The following is a 24,807-nucleotide window of genomic DNA, read 5'->3' on the forward strand; positions in this document are numbered from 1 at the left end:
CAACAACAGCCAGTATTTCAATCCTAAAACAATCGACGTGAAACATGTACAAACAGATGTCCTGGTAATTGGCGCCGGTCCTTCCGGTTCCGTGGCTGCATCCATCATCAAGCAGGCCGGGTACAACGTAATCATGGTTGAAAAAATGAAATTTCCCCGCTTTGTAATCGGGGAGAGCCTTTTACCCCGATGTATGGAAGCTTTGGAGGAGGCAGGCTTCCTGGAGGCAGTCAAAGCAAAATCCTTTCAGCAAAAGAACGGGGCGAAATTCGTGAAGGATGGTATGATTTGTGACTATTCCTTTGCCGATCAGTTCACCAAAGGATGGAGCTGGACCTGGCAGGTGCCAAGAGCCGAATTTGATAAAACCCTTGCCGATTGTTGCGAAGCAATGGATATCCCACTGCATTATGAAACAACGGTTACGGACATACGCTTTAATGGATCCGACTCCATTACAACAGTAGTGGACAAAAATGGAGAAGCGTCAACCATTGGTGCAAGATTTATTGTGGATGGTAGTGGTTATGGACGGGTTATCCCCAAATTGTTTGGGTTGGACAGGCCATCCTCTCTGCCGGGCAGAAAAGCGCTTTTCTGCCATATGAAGGATGAAAAAAGGCAGACTGTACATGAACCCAACCGGATCACTATCGTAACGCACAAACCGGGTGTCTGGATCTGGGTGATTCCTTTCGCGTCTGGTATTACTTCGGTTGGCTATGTGGGTGATCCTTCTTTCTTTGCAAATTATAGTGGTACGAATGAAGAAGTGTACAATGCACTGCTGGAAGACGAACCTTACCTGGCTGAACGATTCCGTGGCGCTGAGAAGCAGTTTGAAGTAAGGGTGCTAGAATCCTGGTCTGCCACCTGTGATAAATTTTACGGCGAAGGATTTGTGTTAACCGGTAATGTGACCGAATTCCTGGATCCCATCTTTTCTTCCGGCGTAACCCTTGCTACGGTGTCCAGCCAAACCGCTGCTCATCTGGTGATACGGAAATTGAAAGGAGAGGAAGTGGATTGGGAAACAGAATACATGGATCATATGATGCAGGGAGTTAACACCTTCCGCACCTATGTGAATAGCTGGTACGATGGTACCCTGGATACCATTTTCTTTTCAAAAAACCAGCAGCCGGAAATCAAGAACATGATCTGTTCGGTACTGGCCGGTTATGTATGGGACAAGGAAAATCCTTTTGTCAGAGAACACAACCGACAGGTAAAAAAACTGGCAAGAACACTGACGTTGAAACAAATACTGGAAGAGGATAGGAATGAGTAAGGAATTGTCAGGCAATTATTGGATAAACAAAGCTGTGAAAATCGGTTCGAACCGGGCTTTTCAGAACCAGCAAATCCTGCTGGAAAAACCGGAACTCACCACGGATGAATTTCTTGTGGCATTGTACCGGGAGATCGGTATGGAATATCCGAAATGGTTCAAGATGGACCGCTTGTCCAAACTGGGCATGCTGGCTGCTGAACTGGTATTGGGTAGGCCGGGTGGTAATCTGGCAGATCCGTTTGGCTCGGCCATTGTTTTGGCTAACCGGCACTCTAGCCTGGATACAGATCGGAAATTTGTGGAACAACTAAAGGAAATTCCAAGTCCCGCAGTGTTTGTTTACACCCTTCCCAATATTGTAACCGGCGAAATCAGCATCCGCCATGGGTTTAAGGGAGAGCAGGCATTTTTTATAGACGATCTTTGTCCGGTGGACTTTATGGTGAATTATGTCCAGACACTTTTTGAAGAAGGAAACACCCATACCTGTTTATTTGGCTGGGTAGATATCCTGGGTGAGCAGTACAATGCAACGCTCTACAGTGTATCCGGTGTTCAGGAGGATTCAGTACATTCAATACCATTTACAAGTAAAAACGTATATCAATATTTTGATCATGAACAGGGAGCAGTTAGTTGAAGAATTAAAACAGCAGATCATTGAGCAATTAAATTTACAGGTGCAACCGGCTGATATTGTAGCCAGTGATCCCTTGTTCAATGAAGGGCTGGGACTTGACTCCATCGATGCATTAGAGCTAATTGTGTTGATGCAGCAGAAATACCGCATCAAACTGGCGAATGCGGAAGACGGACCGAAAATATTTCAGTCGGTAGATACGATGGCTGATTTCATTCTTGCCAACCAAACTCCACAGGCAGGCTGATATGCAGCAGGCGGTTTATATAGCGGGCAGGGGTGCAATCTCGGCAATTGGTAAAAACCGGAAAGAAAACCTGGAGGCATTGAAAAAGGGTGAAACCGGGATTGGTTCTATCCGATACCTTTCAACAGTCCATGCAGGCCTGTTCCCGGCAGGGGAGGTGAAGGCAGATAATGAAGAGCTAAGTAAAATAGCCGGCTGGACGGGCACTAATAGCAGGAGTTCCCTGCTTGGTTTTATTGCTGCCCGCGAAGCCTTACAGGAGGCGGGATTGATGGAGGGAAACAAGGTACGCCATACCGTTAGTGGAAAGCGACTGAAAATCGGCCTGATATCTTCCACAACCGTTGCAGGTATGGACCTTACAGAGAATTTTTTCCCTGCTTTTCTGGAAAACCGAAAGGCTGGTAAACTCCGGATGGTTCGTCAGCATGAAGGAGGAGCAACTACTGAACGAATTGCGCAGGCACTCGGTATAAGAGATTATGTAAATACAATCAGTACCGCCTGTTCTTCTTCGGCCAATGCCATCCTGCTGGGAGCACGTTTACTGAAGGCGGGAGAACTGGATGTGGTGATAGCGGGAGGAACGGATGCCCTTAGTAAGTTTACCCTGAATGGATTTAATACACTGATGATCCTGGATCAACAGCTTTGCCAACCTTTTGATCAGAATCGCCGGGGACTCAATCTGGGTGAAGGGGCGGGATTCCTGGTGCTGGTCGGTGAAAAAGCGGCGGAACTCCTGGGAGGTAACTATCGGGTTCGTGTGGCGGGATATGCCAATGCCAATGACGCACATCACCAAACAGCCTCATCACCAGACGGTACCGGCTCCTTTCTTGCTATGAAAGGGGCGCTGGAAATGGCAGGAATTGCTCCGGATCAGGTTGGCTATATCAATCTGCATGGAACCGGTACACAGAACAATGATTCCTCCGAAAGCATTGCAATTGAAAGAGTATTTGGAAACCGGTATCCTGCTATGAGCACTACAAAGGGATACACCGGACATACGCTGGCAGCCTGTGGTGGATTGGAAGCTATTTACTCCTGTTTTTCATTGGAACAACAACTCTTGTTTCCCTGTTTGCGCATACAGCATCCGGTTATAGAAACTCCGGGTGTGGTAGTAACCGAACTCCGCACTGTAAGCGGTTTACAGCATGTATTGTCCAATTCCTTTGGTTTTGGTGGTAATTGTTCATCTTTATTATTCTCACTGAGGTACTCATGTATATAAATGGAGCTTCCGCCATATCACCCCTTCCGGTATTTGATGCAATGGCATCGGGTATTTCTTTTATTCCCGGCGAAGGCAACCGACTGACAGCTACCGAACCAGCATATAATAACCTGATTGATCCTAAGCTAATCAGACGGATGAGCCGTGTTATCAGGATGGGGGTAGCTACCGCAATGGATGCCCTCCGTCAGGCTGATGTATCCAATCCCGATGCCATCATAACCGGCACTGCCTATGGCTGCCTGGAAGACACGGGTATTTTTTTGAAACGACTGGTTGAAAACGGAGAGGAAATGCTGACGCCTACAGCGTTTATACAGTCTACGCATAATACAGTAGGCGCGCAGGTGGCATTGTTGCTGAAATGCCATGCCTATAATAACACCTATGTTCAACGTGCGCAATCATTTGAACGATCGCTCCAGGATGCACGGTTATGGTTAACCGAACATCCGGGTTCATCGGTTTTGGTTGGTGCCGCAGACGAACTGACCGATTACAGTTACGGGCTCCTGGAACGATTTGGCCTGTATCGTCACCAGGCGGGAGGAGAAGGTGCTGCCTATTATCTGGTAACGGATACCGCGTCAGAGAAAAGCTGGGCCAGGGTTGATCGGGTTTATACACTATTTGATCCTGGTCCTCAAGAGCTTCAGGAACTAGCTACAACTTTGGAGCAAGAGGCATCCGGACAAATTGATGTATTGCTATCCGGGGAGGAAGAGATGGATTATAACGCGGATCAATATGCGAAAGTTTCATCTATATTGGGAGGAGGTCTGTCTGTAATTCGTTATAAAAAATATTGTGGGGTCTATCCTACCGCCACTGCATTTGCAACCTGGCTGGCAGCCTGGTGGTTGAAAGCTGGCAAAGTGGAAGTTGAAGGATGGCAGCTTCTTTCGCCCAGGAGGATACTTGTTTACCAGGCAGATCCATCCGGTTATCATTCATTTATTTTACTGTCCGCATGCTGACCTTTAAAAGAAGTTCGGCACTGGTGTTACTTGCCTTGTTAGCGATTTGGTTAATCGGGCTACCGGTATGGGTAGGGGTTGTAGTAATATTTGTCTATATAGGCGGGTTGGTTTGGGGCAGTATCCGGATATCTTCACAATTCTACATGCCGGCAATTTGCAGTGGAAAAACTGAAGGCAGGCAAATTGCTATCAGTTTTGATGACGGTCCGTTGCCGGAGTATACAGCAGCTATTCTGGATAGCCTGGCTGTCGCCAATGTGCCAGCCTGTTTTTTCTGTATCGGAAAAAGGGTGGAACAGTATCCCGATCTGGCCAGTAGGATCGTGGAACAGGGGCATACCATCGGGAATCACAGTTACAGCCATCATGCCTTGTTTGATCTGTATTCGTCGGCACGCATGAAGGAAGAACTGGAGCAAACCAACAGGCTGATTTACGCTGCCACGAAAAGCAAGCCAGCCTATTTTCGTCCGCCTTATGGAGTAACCAATCCTAATCTTGCGAAGGCAGTAAAAAAAACGGGTATGACAACCATTGGCTGGAATATCCGGTCTTTGGATACGGTAGCGAAAGATGAGAAGAAATTATTGGAAAAATTGTGGAAGGAACTTAGGCCGGGTGCCATCCTATTGTTTCACGATACCATGGCAATAACTGCAGCGATTCTTCCGGAATTTCTACAGGGTGTAAGAGCAAGGGGTTATGAAATTGTACCAATTGATCAACTGATTAACGAAGATGTGTATGCGTAAATTAATTCTATTCATACTGGTTGTCACAGCAACTACGGTGAATGCTCAGCATAAAGGGTATACAGCCATACCGGATCTTGGATCGTTTAAATCCGCTTTTTCGGCTAAGTCGGCCCAGGTAAATTCGATCCAGGCTGATTTCACGCAGGAGAAAAATCTGAGTCTTCTGGCAGAAAAAATTATTTCGAAGGGTAAATTCTGGTTTCGAAAGGAAACGCAGGTACGCATGGAATACCAACATCCTTTTCAATACCTGATGATTATAAATGGTAAGAATATTTATATTAAAGACGGGCAAAAGGAAAACAAAGTGTCAGCCCGTTCCAATAAGCTATTTCAGAAAATCAATCAATTAACAATTGATTGTGTGCAGGGTACGGTTTTTACGAATCCTGATTTCAATGTGAAGGCATTCGAAAACAAATCGCAGTACCTGGTGGAAATGGTTCCCGTAACCAGGGATATGCAGGATTTTTTTTCAACCATATTGGTAACGATTGATCGGAAAGATTACTCGGTGGCCAGTATCAATATGATAGAAAAGGGGGGCGATAATACCCTGATCAGTTTTCAGAACAAGGTAATCAACCAGGTGATCCCCGATGCGGTTTTTCAGTACAAATAAGTTGTTTTTGCTGATAATGCTTGTAACGGTCATGAGTAGTTGCCGTTCAATCTACAACAGTTATACGCCAGTTTCTGCGAAAGAGAATTGTTTGATGGAACTGGGTCCCCATTTCCAGAACGAGTTATACAAAGCGCAGGTAGACATCACCGGTAGATCACTGGGTGGATTATTACTGATTAAAAAGATGCCGGATACTTCCACCAGGATCGTTTTTTCTACAGAAATGGGTGTGAAGTTTTTTGATTTTGAATTCAGGGAAAATGGTGAATTTAAAGTCGTTGCTATCCTCAAAAAATTAAACAGAAAACCTGTGATATCCGCATTGCGACAGGATTTTGAAATCCTGCTTATGCAGGAGAGGGGAAAAATACCCGAAAGAATCCTTGAACACGGAAACTATCTTTATCACGGATATTCAAAAGGCAAAAAACAGGCCTGGTATTTGACGGATAAAAATTGTCAACATTTGGTAGGTGCAGAGTTATCTTCTACAAGAAAACCATTAGTGCGATTGAATTATTTCTACCGGGGTATTGGCAATCCGGACTCAATACAGATAAGACATCTGAATTTTTCATTCAATATAGCACTCAAAAAACTCGAGCGATGATACTCACAGGTGAATTTTTCACCATACATGCTCTGGAAAAAGGGGATGGGATGGTTAAAGCCGGACTATTATGGAATGCAACACATCCCATTTTTCAGGGTCATTTTCCCGGGCAGCCGGTAGTGCCAGGTGTATGTATGATTCAACTGGTTCAGGAGATACTGCAACAGGCACTCGAAAAACCGGTGGAACTGGTGTCCAGTTCGCAGGTAAAATTTTTACATGTGATTGATCCAGGTCAATTCCCGGCTACGGATCTGCTGCTTCAATACAGTGTAACTGAAAATGGAACTTACACAGTAAATTCAACCCTGATGAAAGAAAACACCAATTTTATGAAGATGAATGCGGTGTTTAACGCTCCGGTGTTAAGCAAATAATCGGCCATTGGAAAAGCTTCCCTAAATTTGCTAAAATTTGTGTTATGCGATTGGTGAGATGGATAATGATACTCTACTTGGTGGTAGTGCTTTCCAATGTAGCTGAAGCACAGTGCTCTATTTGTACAAAAACAGCCCAGCAAATGGGCGAAAAGCCAGCTAAAGCTCTTAACTCCGGGATCATTTACCTGGCTGCTACCCCTCTTGCACTGATGGGTTTCATTGGTTATCGTTGGTGGAAATCCAATCGTGATATGTTCTGATACTTGCGTCATCTTCCTTTCCTCCGTCTTCCATTCCCCCTTTCTTCCCTGCCTCCCGCCCCCTCCCTCTACTGCTCCCGCGATTCCTTTCCCATACCTCCCCCTTCCTTTCTCCTTTCTTCCTTGCCTCCTTTGTCTCCTTGTTTCCTTAATTTTAGTAAAACACACACCCTCATGCGCATTTTTTTGCTGCTGCTGATTCCATTGTTTTCATTGGGACAGGCTCTTCCCTCCATCGAAGAAAAAACAAAAGGTCTTGACAAAGCCGCAGGGTTTATCCCCTTTTATATAGATAAAGACAATGGAAAAATCTGGCTGGAAATAACGGAACGAGATCAGGAAATTCTTTACTGCGTTTCGTTACCAGCCGGATTGGGATCCAATGATATCGGGCTGGATCGTGGGCTGCTTGGTTCTCAGCATCTAATCCGTTTTAAGCGGAATGGGAAAAAATTGTTTTTATATCAACCCAACTATGACTACCGTGCAACTAGTAAAGATGCGCTGGAACGAAAAGCGGTAGAAGAATCCTTTGCTTCATCAATCGTATGGGGCTTCCCTATAGAAGCAGCAACAGGCAATACCTACCTGGTGGATGCTACTGATTTTCTGTTACGGGATGCCATGAAAGCAGGTACCCGTATACGCTCTGCCAAACAGGGAACATTTATTACAGATAAAACCCGGAGCGGTATTTTTTTCGAAGCGGTAAAGAACTTTCCGAAAAACACAGAACTGGAAGCAACTGTAACACTCGTTAATAATGATGGTGAAGTGGGATCCCATGTGCGGTCTGTAGCTGCCAACCCGGATGCCATAACCCTTCGCATGCATCATTCTTTTGTTGAATTGCCGGATGAAGGTTACAAGCCAAGAGCCTTTGATCCGCGTGCAGGTTATTTTCCGATTTCCTATTATGATTACAGTTCTCCTGTTTCGGAACCCATTGAAAAATACTTTATCAGGCGACACCGTCTGCAAAAAAAGAATCCCAAAGCAGCCATCAGTGAGCCCGTAAAGCCAATCGTTTATTACCTGGATAATGGCACACCCGAACCAATCCGCTCCGCATTACTGGATGGTGCCCGCTGGTGGAATGAAGCTTTTGAGGCAGCCGGATTCAAAAATGCATTCCGGGTGGAACTGCTTCCGGAAGGTGCAGACCCTATGGATCTCCGTTATAACATGATCAATTGGGTGCATCGTTCTACCCGCGGCTGGAGTTATGGCGCATCGGTTACGGATCCCCGTACGGGAGAAATTATCAAAGGCAATGTTACCCTAGGTTCGTTGAGGGTCCGACAGGATTATCTGATTGCCCAGGGATTGCTGGCTCCTTTTGAAAAGGGAGCACCTGCTGATGATAAAATGTTGTCAATGGCACTGGCCAGATTAAGACAATTAGCGGCGCATGAAGTGGGACATACACTGGGAATCATGCACAACTATGCCTCCAGTGTCAACAACAGGGCCAGTGTGATGGATTACCCACATCCGCTCATCCGGTTAACTGCCAAAGGTACGATTGACATGAGTGAAGTCTATGATACCAAAATTGGCGAATGGGATAAGCTTGCTATCGCTTATGGATATTCGCAGTTTGCAGATAATACCAATGAAAATACAGCCCTTGATAAAATTTTACGGGATGGTTCAGCAAAAGGACTGCTGTTCATCGCCGACCGCGATGCCAGAGCACCCGGTGGTTCGCATCCGCAGGCGCATTTGTGGGATAATGGAACCGATGCTGTAACTGAACTGAATGAAGTGATGAAGGTCAGGGCAAAAGCACTGGATGCATTTGGATCCAATTCCATCCAAAATGGTACTCCCATGGCCATGCTGGAAGATGTTTTGGTACCGGTATATTTTTATCATCGGTACCAGGTGGAGGCTGCCACCAAATTGCTGGGGGGTGTTTATTATAGTTATGCTGTTAAAGGGGATGGTTCTCCGGCCATGAAGATGGTAACAAAAGAAGAGCAACTAAAAGCACTGGATGCCATCGCGCAAACCATTGATCCTGCAGCACTGAGAATACCTGATAAGATTTTGCAATTGATTCCACCAAGGCCGGCGGGGTATAGTGCCTCGCGCGAATTATTTACCAAGCGAAGTGGACTAAATTTCGATCCGCTCGCACCTGCAGAAACGGCGGCTGATCTGCCATTTTCATTTCTTTTTCATCCGGATCGCATCAATCGAATGGAAATCCAGGGACAACAGGGAGGACTTTCCGCAGGAGAAATGGCAACGAAATTAATTGAGCTAACGTTCAAGGCTAACCGCAGATCTGGAATAGAGGCAATGATCCAGCAACAAACAGAACAGGTATTACTTACCTACCTGCTAAACTGGTCGGTCAATGAATCCTTATCCATTCCGGCGCGAGCCCGGGGTGCTGCAGTAGTCAGGGACTTAAAAGAATGGCTGGAATCTTCCTTAAAAAACACAACGGATCCGTCTTTAAAAGCCCATTATAATTACACACTGGAACGAATGAAAGCCCCGGATAAAGCAAAACCTACGCAGCATGCGGTGATACCTCCCGGGGCACCTATAGGATGCGAATGAGGAAGTGAAAGGTGAAAGGTGAAAGGTGAAAGAGGGAACCCTCTTGCTTCTCACTTCTCACTTCTCACCTTTCACATACTTTCACCTTTCACTTTTCACCTTTCACGTTTTAGAATTGCTGCACAAACTGATACAAATTGAACGCATGCCGCCTTTGTAAGTCTTCAATGGCTTCTTTCAGACGTTGTTTATTTACATCTTTCATGCGGTTGCGTTCTATGAGATGATAGGCTCGTTCAGCAAGTAGCCAGGCACGCTTATCTGGTTCCTTGTGTTTGGCAAGATGTGCTTCGATAGCCTGCAGCCAGTCGGATATGCCCTGCTTTTGAGATGCAATTGTTTTGATTATTGGTACTTCCGTGGAGTGCCTGCTGAAACTGGGTGCAAGCATGCTGCGGAGATTGCGAAGGAACAAATCCGCATCCGGCCGGTCTGCTTTATTTACAATAAAAATATCTGCAATTTCCATGAGCCCTGCTTTCATGGTCTGGATTTCATCACCGGCTTCCGGAACCAATACGACAGTGGTACAATCTGCCAATCCGACTATTTCGATTTCACTTTGTCCTACCCCTACTGTCTCCACCAGTATATAATCAAACGGAGTTACTTTCAGCAGTTCGGTGATCTCAATTATATGGGGATGGAGTCCTCCCAATGAACCCCGTGTAGCGAGCGATCGGATAAAAACCGATGGATGATTGTACCAGCTGCTCATCCGGATCCGGTCACCGAGTACAGCACCCAGATGGAAGGGGGAGGAGGGGTCCACACACAAAACAGCTACTGATTTTTCCTCCTTCACCAGTGCTCCGATCAGGGCATCCACGAGGGTTGATTTTCCGGCTCCCGGAGGTCCGGTTATTCCTATAATCGGAGTGGTATGGTGCGGTAATGCTTTCAGTAATTCTTCATAACCGGGAACTTCATTTTCGATCAGTGAAATGCAGCGTGCAATGCTTTTAATATCGCCGTGTAAAATCTTTGACAAAAGTTGATCCCACATAGGATGAAGGTAGATAATCTTGCAGAATCCGGGTTTGAATCGCCTTTTGTTCTTAATATTGTTTGCTTTACGCTTATGACCAATTTTGTTCCGATATTTCCCCTTGGTATCGTGGTGTTTCCGGGTGAACAATTGAACCTCCATATTTTTGAACCTCGCTATAAACAGCTGATCCAGGAATGTGTGGCCGACAATAAATTGTTTGGCATTCCAACCGTGCTTAATAATCAACTTGGTGAATGGGGAACCCTGGTCAGAGTGAAAAAGGTCAGCAAGTTATACGACAACGGAGAAATGGATATTGAAACGGAAGGACTCACCGTTTTTAAAGTGCTGGAAGTGGTGAAATCCATTCCCGATAAACTGTATAGCGGCGCCATCGTTCATTATCCCCAAAACGTAGAGGGTAGGGGTAATCCCGAGCTGATGCGAAAATTGATCAGCAGTATCCGGGAATTGCATCAGGTTCTTAAACTGGATAAAAAATTTAATAAGCCGGATGAGCTATTGGTTAGTTATGATGTGGCGCATCATGCCGGACTTTCCGTACAGGAAGAATATGAATTACTCAGTCTGCTGCATGAATTGCAGCGACAGGAATACCTAAAGCGCCACCTTGCCAAGGTATTACCGGTACTGGCGGAGATGGAACAGCTCAAGGAAAAAGTTAAACTCAACGGCCATTTTAAAAACCTATCTTCGCTCGATTTTGAGTTGTAAATCCAGCGAACACCCTTATGGCGCGCATTACGCTTTGTTTTGATTTTGGAAATACCCGCCAGAAAATGGCCATTTTCACCAATGGTGAATTTTCAGGTGTCCGTTTATTGGAAAGTCTTGAACCTGCTGCGATTGCACCCCTGCTGGAGGAATTTCCCGCTGAGAAAATCATTCTCTCTTCTGTCATGAATCATCCGCCTTCGTTGGAGGTTCTTTTCGCAGAAAAGGCTCATTTTCATAAGCTTTCCCACCTTACAAGGCTGCCTTTTACCACACCGGTTGGAAAACCAGAAACAATCGGAGCAGACCGTCTTGCATTGGTGGCTGCCTCCGTTAATCTTTTCCCTGGAAAAAACAACCTGGCCATCGCCCTTGGCACGGCCATTACCTACAATTTTGTAAACCGGAACTATGAATTCCTGGGCGGAGGTATTTCTCCCGGTATGGAAATGCGGTTTCGCAGCCTGAAAGATTATACGGCCCTTCTGCCACTGGTTAAGGAAGACTGGAATTTCCCCCTGGTGGGTTATGATACGGTCACCAATATCACCAGCGGCGTGATTCTGGGCATGGCCAAAGAGATCGATGGCTTCATTGATGCCTACAAAGAAAGGTATGGGAACTTTAACGTGCTGTTAACCGGGGGTAATTCGGCCTATTTTGTCCCCCACCTAAAAAACAAGATATTTGCCGACCAGAATTTAATCTTTAAAGGACTGTATGCGATCAGTGAGTGTAATTAAACAACCAATAAACCTTCTGCTCTTAACCGTACTGCTGTTTTGTGGGATGGTGACCAATGCCCAGGAAAACTCTCCGTACTCCCGTTATGGCTGGGGTAACCTGGTACCATCCACCCCGATCGTGACCAGAGGAATGGGCGGTCTTACCACCGGTTATGTTGATTTTGATGAACGTTATGATGTAAAACAGGGTGTTCCCCGCTACCTCAAACCCCAATCCATCAACTTTCTGAACCCCGCTTCCTATGCGCGACTGAGAACTACCTCCTTCGATATAGGCTTTGAAGTGGAAAACCAGGTATTACAGGAGCGGAATGTTATCGAAAAATACAAAGCCACCTTTGCCAATATATCCTACCTCCAGTTAGGGGTACCAATCAGTCGGAAACGGAATTTTTCTATGGTTTTGGGACTCAGACCCATCAGCAGGATCAACTACCAGATTCAGTCGTACGGACGTGAAATCAATCCTGAAACTGGAAACAGTATTGATTCAACCTTAACGCTTTACCAGGGTAAGGGCGGATCTTATCAGGCTTATATGGGATTGGGTAAAGGCTTTGGAAATTTCAGTATTGGAGCCAACCTGGGTTATTTCTTCGGTACCAAGGACTTCGGAACCCGGAAATCCTTTATAAATGACAGTGTGGTTTATTACAAGGGGAATTACCAGACCAAGATCAATTTTGGTGGATTGTCAATTAATACGGGTATTCAGTACCGGGCTAAACTCAGTAAGGATATAAGATTGGTATTGGGAGCAACGGCCACTTTCTCCAGTGAATACAACGCGAACAGAGATATCATCCGGGAAACCTTCGAATATGATGCTTCCGGAGGAACTTTTATCCGGGATTCTGTTTACCGCGAAGAAGGTGTGCAGGGTACCGTTATTTTTCCTACTACTTATTCCGGTGGTTTCACCATTGAACGACAGGACAAATGGATGATGGGTGCGGAGTATTCCACCACTTCATGGGATGACTTCCGGCTCTATGATGCCAAAGATTCGGTTGGTTCAACTTATATGTTTCGTATTGGCGGGCAGTTCATTCCGAGTGCCTATGGTTCAAATTATTGGGGAAGGGTAACTTACCGGGCCGGCTTTAATCTCGGGACCGATTATATCCGGTATGGAGGTGAAGAGTTGAAACAATACACAGTAACCATGGGATTTGGTTTTCCCGTTCGGCCAAACCGATTCAGTAATCAGTATACCATGTTGAACCTGGGTGTTGAATTTGGAAGGAGGGGTACCCCTGAAACACGCCTCCAGGAAAATATGTTCCGGATCTCACTTGGCGCTACCCTTAGTGATCTCTGGTTCGTGAAGCGGAAATATGACTAATTTTTTTCACGATATAAGCAAGTCAAAATTAACAGCACTGTTAGGGTGCTGTCTTTTTTTTGGCCTGCTGCTGACAGCCTGTGAAAACAGCCAGGAAGAACTGGCAGCACTTTCCAAAAGTCGGATTGCTGTTGAAGAAGCCAAATTCATTGAAAGTTATCTGAGCCAGGGAGGAAAGATGAAAGCTAAATTAACGGCACCTGTCATGAACCGGTATCAGACCGATTCTCCTTATATCGAATTTCCCAACAGTTTACACGTGGATTTTTATAACGATAGTATCCAGGTTCAAAGTGAACTGTTTTCCAAGTATGGCCGCTACCGGGAGACCGAAGAGAAAGTTTTTTTACGTGATAGTGTGCTGGTGTTCAATAACCGTAAAGACACGTTGAAATGTGAGGAACTATGGTGGGATCAGAACAAAGAAATGTTCTACACGGATAAAGATGTTCAGATCCACCAGCCGGATAAAATTATCTTTGGGAAAGGACTGGAGGCGGATCAGTCGTTCAACTGGTACCTGATCAAACAAATCACGGGTCAGGTGATGGTACCTAAAGGAGGATTCGGCCCCGCAACCCTGACAGACTCAACCGGCGTTGCCACCGATTCCCTGAATGTTGCACCTGCCCGCCCGACGGGTCAATCGCCCACCCCTCCGGTGGCTGAACCAACACCATCGGTTCTGCCAAAAAAAGAAAATTAAATCGCAATTCATGATATACCGTCGCATGGGCCGAACCGGCCTTCAACTCAGTGCACTCAGTTTTGGTAGCTGGGTAAGTTTTCACAAGCAAATTGGGGATGCTACTGCCGATGAACTGATGAGCATTGCCTACGAACAGGGAATTAATTTCTTTGATAATGCAGAGGGATATGCGCTTGGTGAGAGTGAAAAAATGATGGGTCGGGTACTTAAAACCAAAGATTGGGATCGTAGTTCTTATGTGTTGTCCAGCAAAGTATTTTTTGGATGGCGTAAAGAGAATAAACCCAATCAAACGGGCCTGAGCCGAAAACATATTGTGGAAGCCTGTCACGAGGCCATGGACCGACTCCAGACCGATTACCTGGATCTTTATTTCTGTCACCGTCCGGACCCGGCTGTTCCTATTGAAGAAGTGGTTTGGACCATGCACAACCTGATTACCCAGGGTAAGATACTCTATTGGGGTACAAGCATGTGGAGTGGTGCGGAAATCATGGAGGCGCATAGGGTAGCACAGCAATACCGGCTGATCGGTCCGGTTGTGGAGCAACCTCAGTATAACCTCTTTGAGCGTATGAAGATGGAACAGGATTACCTGCCTGTGTTTCAGAATGTAGGAATGGGAACTACGATCTGGAGTCCGCTGGCGGCGGGTTTCCTCACAGGAAAATACCTGCAGGGTACACCCGAAGGCAGCCGACTGGGGCTGGAAGGATTTGAATGGCTTCGGGATCGCTGGCTGCAGGAGGAAAAAATCGCGAAACTGAAAAAATTGAATGAACTGGCAGGTGAATTGGGAGTTTCCATTGGTAACCTTGCGATCGCCTGGACCCTGGCCAACCCGAATACAACTACTGCCATACTTGGAGCCACCCGCAAAGAACAGCTGGTCGATAACCTGAAAGCGCTGGATGTGTTACCATTATTGACTCCGGAAGTACTCGCAAAAATTGACGAAATCATGGGAAATAAGCCCTTCCTCAACCTCGCATAATCCACCCGTCCGGTGCCACCGGACGGGTGAGCAAATAAAAAACCCGATGCAATGGACTGCATCGGGCTTTTAATTCTTTGTACGTTCAGAACCAACGGGTCTCGGCCATCGATAGGTACAAATTTTTTTCAGGACGTGGTCATTCTTTAGGAATTGGATTTGATACTGGATTCTAAAAACTTACTACTTTGTCAGGTCAACGAGATCGAATCACTTGGTCTTTCTTCGGAACATTGGTTTTTTCTTGGTCTTTCTACCGGATAATTGGATACTTGGTCTTTTCTTGGATATTGTGATGCTCTTGGTTTTTCGGCTTTCGCCTTTAGGATCTTGGATACTTGGTTTTTTTTGGATCTTGGAAGTCCGATTTACATCGGTCTGGTTTTTCTTTAGGATTTGGGTGATTTGATATCGATCACTGACATAACAAAAGTATAAACCACCCACAACCTGCACAAGAGGGCTATTGCTGAATTTGCCTGCTTCATGATTTACTGGAGATTTCGTAGAATTACGAAAGGAAATCTGGTAGAACTCACCTAACTTTCGTTAGTATCTTGAAAATAAACGATTTGTCATGTCATTTAAGAATAAAAACATCTTGATTACGGGCGGTTCCAGGGGTATTGGAAAGGCCATCGCCATGCGATTAGCCGCAGATGGAGCCAATATTGCAATTGCCGCAAAAACCGCAGAACCGCATCCCAAACTGGAAGGAACCATTTTTACGGCTGCTGAAGAAATAAAGGCTGCGGGTGCGGGAAAAGTACTTCCCCTGCAAGCGGATATCCGTTTTGAAGAGAGTATTGAACAGGCGGTTCAGTCTACAGTTACCGAATTCGGCGGCATTGATATCCTTATTAACAATGCCAGTGCGATCAGCCTGACTCCAACAGAACAAACGGAGGCCAAGCGCTGGGACCTGATGCATGGGATCAATGTACGGGGAACCTTCCTCGTGTCCAAAGCCTGTATACCTCACCTGAAGAAATCGCACAACCCGCATATCCTGAACCTCTCGCCACCACTTAACATGGATCCCCGCTGGTTTGCTCCCCATCTTGCGTACACGATGAGCAAATATGGAATGAGCATGGTGGTATTCGGATTGGCAGAAGAATTAAAGCCTCATCGCATTGCCGCAAACGCCCTCTGGCCTAAAACCACGATTGCAACAGCTGCGGTTGAAAACCTGTTGGGAGGTGATTTTCTGATGCAAAGGAGCCGCACTCCTGAAATTGTAGCGGATGCTGCTTATTACATTCTGCAACGCCCTTCCTTCGAGTGCACTGGAAATTTCTTCATTGACGAAGAAGTCCTTTCCGCGGAAGGCATCACGGATTTCGCCAAATATGCCGTGAATCCGAATCAGAAGCTGATGAATGATTTGTTTGTATGACAACGTGAAAGGTGAAAGGTGAAACGTGAAAGAAGAGAACATCCTTTCACCTCTCACGTTTCACCTTTCACTTATCCCTTCCGGCCTCATCTGCGGGAACAACAGCACATCCTGAATCGACGGCTGGTTGGTCAGTAACATACACAGTCGATCAATACCAATGCCTATTCCTGCAGTTGGAGGCATGCCATATTCAAGTGCACGGAGAAAATCCTGATCAATGAACATCGCCTCATCGTCACCCCGCTCCATCAATTTGACCTGCTCTTCAAAACGTTCCCGCTGATCAATCGGATCATTCAGTTCAGAATAGGCATTCGCAATTTCTTTTCCATTGATCATCAGCTCGAAACGCTCTACCAGTCCGGGTTTGCTGCGATGTTTTTTGGTAAGCGGACTCATCTCCACCGGGTAATCAATGATAAAAGTAGGCTGTATATATGTGTGCTCACTAGTTTCGCCAAAAATCTCATCAATCAGTTTGCCTTTTCCTATGGTTGGAGCTACATCAATTTTCAGTTGTTTACATACTTCCCGTAAACCAGCTTCATCCTTTTCACTGATATCGATTCCTGTATTCTCCTTGATAGCATCAAAAATGGAAATGCGTTTGAACGGCGCTTTGAAGCTGATGGTTTTTTCACCCACCGGAATTTCCGTGGTACCATGCAAGGCAATCGCAACCTGCTCAAGTAATTGCTCAGTTGTTTCCATCATCCAGTTGTAATCCTTATAGGCAGTGTACCATTCCAGGATGGTGAACTCAGGATTATGGGTGCGATCCATTCCCTCATTGCGGAAGTTCCGGCTGAATTCATACACCCAGTCGAACCCTCCAACGATGCAACGCTTCAGGTATAATTCATTGGCAATACGCAGATAAAAAGGAACATCCAACGCATTGTGATGTGTGATAAAGGGGCGTGCCGCTGCACCACCGGGAATCGCCTGCAATACCGGCGTATCCACTTCCAATGCTCCACGATCATTCAGAAAATCGCGGATGGTATTGATCATCTTGCTGCGTTTCACAAACGTATCACGCACCTGCGGATTGATCACCAGATCAGCGTATCGCTGGCGGTATTTGAACTCCGGATCCGTAACCTCGTCGAAAGTTTGGCCATCTGCTTCTTTCACTACCGGCAGCGGTTTCAGCGATTTGGTCAACATAGTGAGCTCTGTCACATGTACGGATGTTTCCCCGGTTTTGGTAGTGAAAACAAATCCTTTCACGCCAAATATATCCCCAAGGTCAGTGAGATGTTTCCAAACCTTATCATAAAGGGACTTATCCTCACCCGGACAAATATCATCACGCCTCACATAAATCTGGATCCGGCCGGTGCTGTCCTGCAAAACTGCAAAACTGGCTTTTCCCATATCCCGCACACTCATGATGCGGCCCGCCAGGCATACTTCAGTGAAATCAGCTTTATTCTCTTCGCCTTTATAATGTTTCTTAATATATGCTGCGTTGGTATTGACAGGGTAAAGGGGAGCAGGATAGGGATCAATACCCAATTCCTGTAACTGGTTCAGTTTCTCTCTCCGGATCAGTTCTTGTTCAGATAAATGCATGCTGCCAAAATTTGAAGCGCAAAAATAACGCATCCACTGCAAAGCCAGACATTACAATTCTTTAATACATGGTTTACATGGGGGTAATATGTATGGAGCAATTTTGATAAACAACCCATTATGGAAAGACGTCCCCTTGATGTAGCCATATTATCCGATCTCCACCTGGGCACTTACGGAGCTAAAGCAAAGGAAGTGCTGAACTACCTGAAAAGTATTGCCCCCCAGATCCTGATCCTGAACGGTGATATTATTGATGCCTGGCAGTTCAGCAAACATTATTTCCCGGCCAGCCATATGGCGGTGGTGAAGGAAATTTTCTGCATGATGGCGAAAGGCACGCGGGTGATTTATATAACCGGAAACCATGATGAGATCATGCGGCGGTATTCCGGAATTGAAATGGGCAATTTCCAACTTACCGACAAACTGGTCATCGAAATCAATTCCAAAATGACCTGGATCTTTCACGGTGATGTATTTGACAATACCACCCGTGGCGCAGCGAAATTCTGGGCCAAACTGGGGAGTAATGGATATGGATTTCTGATGTTGCTCAATCGGGGGATCAATTCGGTAATGAAACTGTTGGGACGCGACCGGATCAGTTTATCTAAATCCATCATGGCCGGTGTGAACAAAGCGGTGATCCGTATCAACGATTTTGAAATGACGGCCGCCGAGATCGCTATTGAGAAAAAATATGATTTTGTCATCTGCGGACATATCCATCAACCGCAGAAACGCCTGGTGGAAACGGAAGCAGGGAAAGTAATGTATCTGAATAGTGGCGATTGGGTGGAGCATATGACATCGCTTGAATTTTACCAGAACGACTGGCATATCTATACCTACGATGAAAAACAATTTGCCAACAGTAAACTGGAAATTGAAAAAACAGAACTCAATGTCGTCACCGATGAAGTGAATTTTTATGTGCAATCGCTGGCGATATAAACCCTAAAAAAACACAGATGAAGATTTTTTATGCAGTTCAGGCAACAGGAAACGGTCATATCAGCCGGGCTGTACAATTGTTACCTTACCTGCAACGCTATGGAAAAGTGGATGTGTTCCTGAGCGGAGCAAACGCCCAGCTTCAGAATGAGTTACCGGTTCGGTACAGGAGCAAGGGACTGAGTCTTTTTTACAATACAAACGGGGGCTTACAATACAATCGAATTGCTTCCCAATTGAATCCACTTCGGTTATGGAAAGAAGTTAGAGACCTGGCGGTTGAAAACTACGATGTAGTGATTAATGATTTTGAATCAATTACGGCGATGGCATGCCTGTATAAAAAGGTTCCCTCCGTGAATCTTGGACACCAGGCGGCTTTTCAGTCAGATCTGGCACCGCGACCTGCTAAGCAGGATTTCTTAGGAGAGTGGCTTTTAAAAAATTATGCTAGAGCCTCACAGTATATCGGGCTGCACTTCAAAAAGTATGACAACTTTATTTTTGAACCCGTAATTAAAAAGGATATTTTACAGGCAAGTCCCCGTAATATGGGACATATCACCGTATATCTTTCTGCTTACAGTGATCAATCACTGATACCGCTTTTTCAGCAACTCAGCGCCTTTAAGTTTGAAGTCTTCTCCAGGCAGGTAAGTCGCCCTGAAGAACATAAAAACGTAAAGCTGCTGCCGGTAAACCAGCGCCTTTTTAATGAAAGTATGATCAACTCTTTTGGAGTAATTACAGGTGCCGGATTTGAAACACCTGCGGAAGTATTACACCTGGGTAAGAAATTGATGGTGATTCCCATACAAGGGCAATATGAGCAGTTTTGTAATGCGGCGGCACTTGAAACAGTTGGTATTCCGGTGCTGAATAAAATTGATAACACTTTCAGTTCCCAATTTTTGAAATGGATTGGTACAGAGCAGAGAACTGAGCTTCAATACAGCAATAATATCCCGGAAATTCTCGGTTACCTGATGGATAATTATCCTTCAAAAGGTGTTTCACTGGAATTGCTGTACCCGGATTTGATGCTTGGTTAACTCAGTGCCAGCAGTACCTGCCAGGCTTCCGTAACTTTTTGCTGATCCAGTAATTCTTTGGCATATCGATGCAGTTCCAGTTCCATTTCATCGGGAGTGACTGAGTAATATTGAAAGATATTTTTAAGTCGCTCATCATGGAAGGAAGGATCCACATCCGGAATGGCTCTTACATTAGCCAATTGCCCGAGATTATTGCCCGTCAAAATACTGCTATTACGGATGGGTGCAGGTAGTGTATCCACGCCAATACCCAATTCCGTATTGGGTTTCTCTACTTCGAATAAATTGGAAGCATCCACCTTGCAATACCAGTTGCCGCCCAGGCGGGCTGTCAGTTCCAGTTTTCGCTGATCGATCATGGTGCCAGCCTCATTCAGTATACTATCGGCGACGTGCATGCGAAGTACTTCACAAATGACCAGGCATCCCGCTCCTCCTTCTGTTCCCAGTTCTTTTGTTTCAAGCACTTTGCATTCCAGTTGCACCTTACTTTCCTTCACTCTTGGAGGTTTCACCAGGCTGGAGGCTTCAGGTGTAAAGCCTGCCTTGATGAATTCGTTGGTTCCTTTCGGGTATTCACAACTTGCAAGCGACATCTGTTGTACTATATTGTAGTCCACAATATTGATCACGACCTCCGGAACCTCCAACACATTTTGCAGTGTGTGTTTGGTAGTAGTATCTCGCACCCGCCTGGATGGGGAAAAAATCAGTATTGGCGGATTGGATGAAAACATATTAAAAAAGGAAAAGGGACTCAGATTTACTTCCCCTTTGGCACTAATGGTAGAGGCAAAACAAATGGGCCTGGGTCCGATTGCATGTTGGAGCCACTGTTGTTTTTGGGGGGCTGTGAGTGTGTTGAAATCAATCTGCATGACCGGTTTTTTTTCTTGCCAGAATAGAATAATCAGTGGGTTCTGATACAATGGTATTACTCAATACACCAAGCTGGTCGATCGTTAGCTCCACTTTATCACCATCTTTCAGCCACTGTGCTACATAATTAGGATCATTCAGTTTTCCGGTTCCGTTTAATTCCAGGAAACAACCGGTTCCAACGGTGCCACTTCCGATCACATCACCGGGATGTAAGGTCACTCCATAGGAACAACGTTCTATGATTTCAGCGAAGGTCCAGTCCATATCACCGAGGTTTCCATCGCTCACCTGTATGCCATTCACGTGACATTGCATGCGCAGGTTCCAGTTCTTGCCGGTATGACCAGGTTTTGGCGCAATTTCAAAAGGCTCCAGTTCGTCGAGTGTTACCAGCCAGGGACCGATCACCGTAGAAAAATCTTTTCCTTTTGCAGGCCCCAGGTTAAGCAGCATTTCTTCCATTTGCAGGCGACGTGCACTCATATCATTCATGATCATTAGTCCCCCAATGTATTGGTCTGCTTCTTCCGCTTTTATGTTTCTTCCTGCTTTGCAAACAACGATGGCTGCTTCCAGTTCAAAATCCAGTTGTTCAAAATGATCGGGCATACATACAATATCACCTGGACCCTGGATGCTGGTATGATTGGTGAAATAAAAGATTGGATATTGATCGAACTCGGGAATCATAGGTACGTTCCTGTTCCGGCGTGCAGAAGCCACATGCTGGCGAAAAGCATAGCCGTCGCGACAGCTGGTGGGGAAGGGAACCGGTGCAAGGAGATAAGCTGCATCATAGGGAATGCCTCTTTCTTTGGGGATTCGTCCCATCTTCACCATTTCCTCAGCTTTCAATGCAAGCGAGTATGAGTCCTCCCAATATTGCAGGAACATACCCATTGACCCGGGCAGCTCGGGGTGGAGGGTTTCCATCGCATAAATGTATCCGTCAATATAAATACCCAACTGATCATGTCCTTCTACTAGGTAGGAAACCAATTTCATGTGTACTGTTTTAGCAAGCTTAGAAAGGGTCAAAAATAACAGGAATAATTATCTTCCTGTTTAATCAAGTCTTGAATTAATATGGATCTGTTCAAATTCCGGATTGGAATGATCGCGATAATGAGCTTGCTGGGTGTTGGAATAAAAGCCCAGCAACGATTGCACGATGTGGCACTGGAACAACGCATCCGGGCAGCTGCCAGTCCGGTTTTGAAAAACGTATTGGATCATCCTGAGATCTACCAATATCAACTGATTTATACCGAGATTTCCAGAAATAGCTCGAATCAGCCGGTTTTCAGACATCAGTATCTGAATGTTAGTGATTCATTGTATTTCAATCCGGCCTCTATGGTTAAATTTCCAGTGGCATTGATGGCTATGGAAAAGATGGATTCGCTGAAGTCTATTGGTATAAATCCGCTGACTTTGTTAAAAACAGATAGTTCAGCGACGAAATCTTTCCTGGAGCTGGTTAGGGAAGCGATGATTGTTAGTGACAATTTGGCTTACAATAAATTGTTTCAATTCCTGGGGCAGGAGGCGATCAATCTGCGCCTGCAGGAGATGGGTTATACTGGTAGTCGGATCACACGACGCTTTATACCATTGACACCGGAGCAACATCGTGTTACAGAAGCGGTTCAGTTGTTAACCAGTGATGGCCGTTTACTAATGGAACAGCCAGCAAGAAAAAGTGCTTTCCCTTTTGATTTCAGTCGCAGGATACTGGTGGGCAATGCGCATTACAACTGGTCGGATTCACTGGTGCAGGAGCCTTTTGATTTTACTACGCATAATCGTATGCCCCTGCGGGATATGCAGCAGGTTTTGCAGTCCTTTCTCTTTCCTTCCAGCGTTCCTGAACGCCAGCGTTTTCGTTTATCTGATGAAACGCGAAAATTAATGCTGGATGCGATCAGTGAATTGCCATCGGAATCCAGGTTTCCCGTTTTTGATACCACTGAATTCTTCGACAGTTATTCCAAGTTCTTTTTGTACCGCGATGGGAAAAGGAAAGTACCGGATCATATCCGGATCTACAATAAAACCGGCTGGTCTTACGGTTACCTGATTGATGTGGCCTATATCCTGGACAAGTCCCACAACCGTGAGTTTATGTTGAGTGGGGTGATCTACGTGAACAGTGATGGCATCTTGAATGATAACCGTTATGAATACGATTCCATCGGTTATCCTTTCTTCCGCGAGATTGGTGAAATCCTCCTCCACTCCACCCGTCCGGTGCCACCCGTCCGGTGCCACCGGACGGGTGGAGCAATCACCAGGGGCGACAGCACACGAAAGGAGTTGGCACTGGTTTTTACCGGGCATGAATATGGGGAAGGTGCTGCAACTATCCGGCGGGTACTAAAGAAGAAAGGAGTGAAAGCCTCCTTTTTTCTGACGGGTGATTTTTACCGGAACCCGAAACACCAGAAACTGATCCGGGAGTTAAAAGCAGACGGACATTATATGGGTGGACATGGAGATAAGCACCTCTTGTGCTGCGACTGGTCCAACCGCGACAGCCTATTGATATCAAAAGAGATGTACCAGAATGATATTCGAAACAATGAGGAAGCGATGCGGGCGATTGGTATTAATCCCTCACAATCAGTTTACTTCATGCCTTCCTATGAATGGTACAATGATAGTATCGTTTGGTGGACAAAGCAATTAGGCCGTCACCTGGTTAACAATACTTCAGGCACCCTGAGTCAGGCAGATTATACCCGTATACAAGATAAAAATTACAGAACCACTGAAACAATTTTTACTTCAATAAAAGATCTGGAGACCAGATCCGGCTTAAATGGGTTCCTGCTGCTATTGCATATTGGCACTGGTCCGGACAGGCCCGATCCCTCCTGGAGCCGTTTGGAAGAATTGATCGATTGGTTACAGCAAAAGGGGTATAAGTTGAAATCAGTACCCGCTTTGTTGGATTAAGCCTTTCACCGGTCGGGTGGCAACTGCCTATGGCGGTTTTCACCCGACCGGTGAAGAAGTTTATTGATAGAGACCACCGCAGGCGCTGATTACCTGGCCGGTTACATAAGAACTCATCGGGCTGGCCAGGAAGAGGGTAACATTGGCAATTTCTTCAGCTGAACCAAAGCGGCCCAGTGGTATTTGCTTAAGGTATTCATCGGCTCCGCTGCCTTCTTTCAGATAGTGCGTCATATCTGTTTCTACAAAACCGGGAGCGATGGCATTACAACGAATATTCCGGCTGCCCAATTCCTGCGCAATTGATTTGGTAAATCCGATTATCCCGGCTTTGGAGGCAGCATAACTTGCCTGTCCGGCATTTCCCTTCATCCCGATAATAGAGCTCATATTGATAATGCTGCCGGATTTTGCTTTCATCATCGGACGAATCACCTGCTTGGTCATATTGTAAACCGATTTCAGGTTGGTATTGATTACATCATCCCATTGATCAGGAGTCATTCTGAGCAAAAGATTATCCTTCGAAATACCGGCATTGTTTACACAGATATCAATTCCGCCAAACTGTGTTATAACATCATTTACCAGGGTTTCGCAATCTTCGAATTTGCCCGCATTACTGCGATAGGCCTTCGCTTTCACACCTAATCCGACCAGTTTTTGTTCCAGGGCAGCAGCTTTTTCCGCACTGCTTTCACTAACATACGTAAAGGCGATATGTGCACCCTGCTCAGCCAGTTTCAGGGCGATGGCTTCTCCAATTCCCCGGGCAGCGCCGGTTACAATTGCGATCTTATTCTCCAGAAGTTTCATTCGTCTAAAAATTAGCTGTGAAAATAGG

General features: G+C 45.7%; 25 protein-coding genes. 20 read left to right on the forward strand and 5 right to left on the reverse strand.

Going from position 1 to position 24,807, the window contains the following annotated elements:
- The first annotated feature begins 37 nt into the window (after window positions 1–37).
- From MD536_RS12570 to MD536_RS12620, 11 genes are all read left to right on the forward strand, one after another.
- Entirely contained in the window at window positions 38–1,291 is a 1,254-nt protein-coding gene (locus MD536_RS12570; RefSeq protein WP_239600195.1) for an NAD(P)/FAD-dependent oxidoreductase, read from the forward strand.
- Window positions 1,284–1,934 (forward strand): hypothetical protein, encoded by a 651-nt coding sequence (locus MD536_RS12575; RefSeq protein ID WP_239600197.1) that lies wholly within the window; start codon window positions 1,284–1,286, stop codon window positions 1,932–1,934. Before MD536_RS12570 ends, MD536_RS12575 begins: the two co-directional genes overlap by 8 nt.
- On the forward strand, window positions 1,912–2,181 hold the full coding sequence (locus MD536_RS12580) for a phosphopantetheine-binding protein (protein WP_234866662.1): 270 nt from the start codon (window positions 1,912–1,914) through the stop codon (window positions 2,179–2,181). Before MD536_RS12575 ends, MD536_RS12580 begins: the two co-directional genes overlap by 23 nt.
- Window positions 2,153–3,421, forward strand: coding sequence for a beta-ketoacyl-[acyl-carrier-protein] synthase family protein (locus tag MD536_RS12585; RefSeq protein WP_239600199.1), 1,269 nt, complete (start codon window positions 2,153–2,155; stop codon window positions 3,419–3,421). Before MD536_RS12580 ends, MD536_RS12585 begins: the two co-directional genes overlap by 29 nt.
- Window positions 3,412–4,401 (forward strand): beta-ketoacyl synthase chain length factor, encoded by a 990-nt coding sequence (locus MD536_RS12590; RefSeq protein ID WP_239600201.1) that lies wholly within the window; start codon window positions 3,412–3,414, stop codon window positions 4,399–4,401. Before MD536_RS12585 ends, MD536_RS12590 begins: the two co-directional genes overlap by 10 nt.
- Window positions 4,395–5,156 carry a polysaccharide deacetylase family protein gene (locus MD536_RS12595; RefSeq protein WP_239600203.1) on the forward strand — a complete coding sequence of 254 codons (762 nt, stop codon included), beginning with the start codon at window positions 4,395–4,397 and terminating at the stop codon, window positions 5,154–5,156. The genes MD536_RS12590 and MD536_RS12595 overlap by 7 nt, the downstream gene beginning before the upstream one ends.
- A complete protein-coding gene (lolA2, locus tag MD536_RS12600) occupies window positions 5,149–5,781 on the forward strand; it encodes a flexirubin biosynthesis/transport protein LolA2 (RefSeq protein ID WP_239600205.1) in 633 nt (210 codons plus the stop codon). Before MD536_RS12595 ends, lolA2 begins: the two co-directional genes overlap by 8 nt.
- A gap of 16 nt (window positions 5,782–5,797) precedes the next feature.
- Window positions 5,798–6,394, forward strand: coding sequence for a flexirubin biosynthesis protein LolB2 (gene lolB2, locus MD536_RS12605; RefSeq protein ID WP_498366313.1), 597 nt, complete (start codon window positions 5,798–5,800; stop codon window positions 6,392–6,394).
- Window positions 6,391–6,774, forward strand: a complete 384-nt coding sequence (locus MD536_RS12610) for an ApeI family dehydratase (protein ID WP_239600209.1) — start codon at window positions 6,391–6,393, stop codon at window positions 6,772–6,774. The genes lolB2 and MD536_RS12610 overlap by 4 nt, the downstream gene beginning before the upstream one ends.
- 44 nt (window positions 6,775–6,818) lie before the next feature.
- Window positions 6,819–7,037, forward strand: a complete 219-nt coding sequence (locus MD536_RS12615; protein ID WP_239600210.1) for a hypothetical protein — start codon at window positions 6,819–6,821, stop codon at window positions 7,035–7,037.
- Window positions 7,038–7,211: 174 nt separating this feature from the next.
- Window positions 7,212–9,611 carry a zinc-dependent metalloprotease gene (locus MD536_RS12620; RefSeq protein ID WP_239600212.1) on the forward strand — a complete coding sequence of 800 codons (2,400 nt, stop codon included), beginning with the start codon at window positions 7,212–7,214 and terminating at the stop codon, window positions 9,609–9,611.
- A 109-nt stretch (window positions 9,612–9,720) separates the two neighbouring features.
- On the opposite strand, the gene meaB is transcribed toward MD536_RS12620, so the two are convergent.
- Window positions 9,721–10,617, reverse strand: coding sequence for a methylmalonyl Co-A mutase-associated GTPase MeaB (gene meaB, locus MD536_RS12625; protein WP_239600214.1), 897 nt, complete (start codon window positions 10,615–10,617; stop codon window positions 9,721–9,723).
- A 3-nt stretch (window positions 10,618–10,620) separates the two neighbouring features.
- Here meaB and MD536_RS12630 point away from each other — a divergent pair, with 3 nt between their 5' ends.
- The 6 genes from MD536_RS12630 (at window position 10,621) to MD536_RS12655 (ending at window position 16,530) form a co-directional block, all read left to right on the forward strand.
- On the forward strand, window positions 10,621–11,337 hold the full coding sequence (locus MD536_RS12630) for an LON peptidase substrate-binding domain-containing protein (RefSeq protein ID WP_239600216.1): 717 nt from the start codon (window positions 10,621–10,623) through the stop codon (window positions 11,335–11,337).
- A gap of 17 nt (window positions 11,338–11,354) precedes the next feature.
- Entirely contained in the window at window positions 11,355–12,080 is a 726-nt protein-coding gene (locus tag MD536_RS12635) for a type III pantothenate kinase (RefSeq protein ID WP_239600218.1), read from the forward strand.
- Window positions 12,058–13,428, forward strand: coding sequence for a BamG family beta-barrel-assembly machinery protein (gene bamG / locus MD536_RS12640; protein WP_239600223.1), 1,371 nt, complete (start codon window positions 12,058–12,060; stop codon window positions 13,426–13,428). The genes MD536_RS12635 and bamG overlap by 23 nt, the downstream gene beginning before the upstream one ends.
- The gene (gene lptC / locus MD536_RS12645) at window positions 13,421–14,134 is read left to right on the forward strand and encodes an LPS export ABC transporter periplasmic protein LptC (RefSeq protein ID WP_239600225.1); all 714 of its coding nucleotides are present in this window, start codon (window positions 13,421–13,423) and stop codon (window positions 14,132–14,134) included. The genes bamG and lptC overlap by 8 nt, the downstream gene beginning before the upstream one ends.
- A 10-nt stretch (window positions 14,135–14,144) precedes the next feature.
- Window positions 14,145–15,131 (forward strand): aldo/keto reductase, encoded by a 987-nt coding sequence (locus tag MD536_RS12650; RefSeq protein WP_239600228.1) that lies wholly within the window; start codon window positions 14,145–14,147, stop codon window positions 15,129–15,131.
- Between the two features lie 577 nt (window positions 15,132–15,708).
- Window positions 15,709–16,530, forward strand: coding sequence for an SDR family oxidoreductase (locus tag MD536_RS12655; protein WP_239600235.1), 822 nt, complete (start codon window positions 15,709–15,711; stop codon window positions 16,528–16,530).
- 60 nt (window positions 16,531–16,590) lie between these two features.
- On the opposite strand, the gene lysS is transcribed toward MD536_RS12655, so the two are convergent.
- Window positions 16,591–18,111 (reverse strand): lysine--tRNA ligase, encoded by a 1,521-nt coding sequence (gene lysS / locus MD536_RS12660; RefSeq protein ID WP_239600236.1) that lies wholly within the window; start codon window positions 18,109–18,111, stop codon window positions 16,591–16,593.
- A gap of 120 nt (window positions 18,112–18,231) precedes the next feature.
- On the opposite strand from lysS, the gene MD536_RS12665 reads away from it, so the two are divergent.
- Both MD536_RS12665 and MD536_RS12670 read left to right on the forward strand, forming a co-directional pair.
- Complete coding sequence (locus MD536_RS12665; protein ID WP_239600237.1) at window positions 18,232–19,068, forward strand: UDP-2,3-diacylglucosamine diphosphatase; 837 nt, start codon at window positions 18,232–18,234, stop codon at window positions 19,066–19,068.
- 17 nt (window positions 19,069–19,085) lie between these two features.
- Window positions 19,086–20,120 carry a glycosyltransferase family protein gene (locus MD536_RS12670; protein WP_239600238.1) on the forward strand — a complete coding sequence of 345 codons (1,035 nt, stop codon included), beginning with the start codon at window positions 19,086–19,088 and terminating at the stop codon, window positions 20,118–20,120.
- Here the strand turns inward: MD536_RS12670 and MD536_RS12675 are convergent.
- Both MD536_RS12675 and MD536_RS12680 read right to left on the reverse strand, forming a co-directional pair.
- Window positions 20,117–21,001 carry a flavin reductase family protein gene (locus MD536_RS12675; protein WP_239600239.1) on the reverse strand — a complete coding sequence of 295 codons (885 nt, stop codon included), beginning with the start codon at window positions 20,999–21,001 and terminating at the stop codon, window positions 20,117–20,119. The two genes, MD536_RS12670 and MD536_RS12675, sit on opposite strands and share 4 nt — an antisense overlap.
- Complete coding sequence (locus tag MD536_RS12680; protein WP_239600244.1) at window positions 20,991–22,010, reverse strand: fumarylacetoacetate hydrolase family protein; 1,020 nt, start codon at window positions 22,008–22,010, stop codon at window positions 20,991–20,993. The genes MD536_RS12675 and MD536_RS12680 overlap by 11 nt, the downstream gene beginning before the upstream one ends.
- An 81-nt stretch (window positions 22,011–22,091) precedes the next feature.
- Here MD536_RS12680 and MD536_RS12685 point away from each other — a divergent pair, with 81 nt between their 5' ends.
- Window positions 22,092–23,963: a serine hydrolase gene (locus MD536_RS12685; RefSeq protein ID WP_239600249.1), complete on the forward strand. Its 1,872-nt coding sequence runs from the start codon at window positions 22,092–22,094 to the stop codon at window positions 23,961–23,963.
- A 60-nt stretch (window positions 23,964–24,023) separates the two neighbouring features.
- On the opposite strand, the gene fabG is transcribed toward MD536_RS12685, so the two are convergent.
- Complete coding sequence (gene fabG, locus MD536_RS12690) at window positions 24,024–24,779, reverse strand: 3-oxoacyl-[acyl-carrier-protein] reductase (protein ID WP_239600251.1); 756 nt, start codon at window positions 24,777–24,779, stop codon at window positions 24,024–24,026.
- Window positions 24,780–24,807 lie beyond the last annotated feature (28 nt).

This window comes from Flavihumibacter cheonanensis (assembly GCF_022352215.1).
Lineage (GTDB): Bacteria > Bacteroidota > Bacteroidia > Chitinophagales > Chitinophagaceae > Flavihumibacter > Flavihumibacter cheonanensis.

What these genes read in the sequence shown, in the direction of transcription:
- MD536_RS12685 (WP_239600249.1), top strand. Translation starts at nt 22,092, where the DNA reads ATGGATCTGTTCAAATTCCGGATTGGAATGATCGCGATAATGAGCTTG.
- MD536_RS12680 (WP_239600244.1), bottom strand. Translation starts at nt 22,010, where the DNA reads ATGAAATTGGTTTCCTACCTAGTAGAAGGACATGATCAGTTGGGTATT.
- MD536_RS12675 (WP_239600239.1), bottom strand. Translation starts at nt 21,001, where the DNA reads ATGCAGATTGATTTCAACACACTCACAGCCCCCCAAAAACAACAGTGG.
- MD536_RS12655 (WP_239600235.1), top strand. Translation starts at nt 15,709, where the DNA reads ATGTCATTTAAGAATAAAAACATCTTGATTACGGGCGGTTCCAGGGGT.
- MD536_RS12665 (WP_239600237.1), top strand. Translation starts at nt 18,232, where the DNA reads ATGGAAAGACGTCCCCTTGATGTAGCCATATTATCCGATCTCCACCTG.
- MD536_RS12650 (WP_239600228.1), top strand. Translation starts at nt 14,145, where the DNA reads ATGATATACCGTCGCATGGGCCGAACCGGCCTTCAACTCAGTGCACTC.
- lolA2 (WP_239600205.1), top strand. Translation starts at nt 5,149, where the DNA reads ATGCGTAAATTAATTCTATTCATACTGGTTGTCACAGCAACTACGGTG.
- lptC (WP_239600225.1), top strand. Translation starts at nt 13,421, where the DNA reads ATGACTAATTTTTTTCACGATATAAGCAAGTCAAAATTAACAGCACTG.
- MD536_RS12615 (WP_239600210.1), top strand. Translation starts at nt 6,819, where the DNA reads ATGCGATTGGTGAGATGGATAATGATACTCTACTTGGTGGTAGTGCTT.
- MD536_RS12590 (WP_239600201.1), top strand. Translation starts at nt 3,412, where the DNA reads ATGTATATAAATGGAGCTTCCGCCATATCACCCCTTCCGGTATTTGAT.
- MD536_RS12670 (WP_239600238.1), top strand. Translation starts at nt 19,086, where the DNA reads ATGAAGATTTTTTATGCAGTTCAGGCAACAGGAAACGGTCATATCAGC.
- MD536_RS12610 (WP_239600209.1), top strand. Translation starts at nt 6,391, where the DNA reads ATGATACTCACAGGTGAATTTTTCACCATACATGCTCTGGAAAAAGGG.
- MD536_RS12620 (WP_239600212.1), top strand. Translation starts at nt 7,212, where the DNA reads ATGCGCATTTTTTTGCTGCTGCTGATTCCATTGTTTTCATTGGGACAG.
- lolB2 (WP_498366313.1), top strand. Translation starts at nt 5,798, where the DNA reads ATGCTTGTAACGGTCATGAGTAGTTGCCGTTCAATCTACAACAGTTAT.
- MD536_RS12635 (WP_239600218.1), top strand. Translation starts at nt 11,355, where the DNA reads ATGGCGCGCATTACGCTTTGTTTTGATTTTGGAAATACCCGCCAGAAA.
- MD536_RS12575 (WP_239600197.1), top strand. Translation starts at nt 1,284, where the DNA reads ATGAGTAAGGAATTGTCAGGCAATTATTGGATAAACAAAGCTGTGAAA.
- meaB (WP_239600214.1), bottom strand. Translation starts at nt 10,617, where the DNA reads ATGTGGGATCAACTTTTGTCAAAGATTTTACACGGCGATATTAAAAGC.
- bamG (WP_239600223.1), top strand. Translation starts at nt 12,058, where the DNA reads ATGCGATCAGTGAGTGTAATTAAACAACCAATAAACCTTCTGCTCTTA.
- MD536_RS12580 (WP_234866662.1), top strand. Translation starts at nt 1,912, where the DNA reads ATGAACAGGGAGCAGTTAGTTGAAGAATTAAAACAGCAGATCATTGAG.
- MD536_RS12630 (WP_239600216.1), top strand. Translation starts at nt 10,621, where the DNA reads ATGAAGGTAGATAATCTTGCAGAATCCGGGTTTGAATCGCCTTTTGTT.
- MD536_RS12595 (WP_239600203.1), top strand. Translation starts at nt 4,395, where the DNA reads ATGCTGACCTTTAAAAGAAGTTCGGCACTGGTGTTACTTGCCTTGTTA.
- lysS (WP_239600236.1), bottom strand. Translation starts at nt 18,111, where the DNA reads ATGCATTTATCTGAACAAGAACTGATCCGGAGAGAGAAACTGAACCAG.
- fabG (WP_239600251.1), bottom strand. Translation starts at nt 24,779, where the DNA reads ATGAAACTTCTGGAGAATAAGATCGCAATTGTAACCGGCGCTGCCCGG.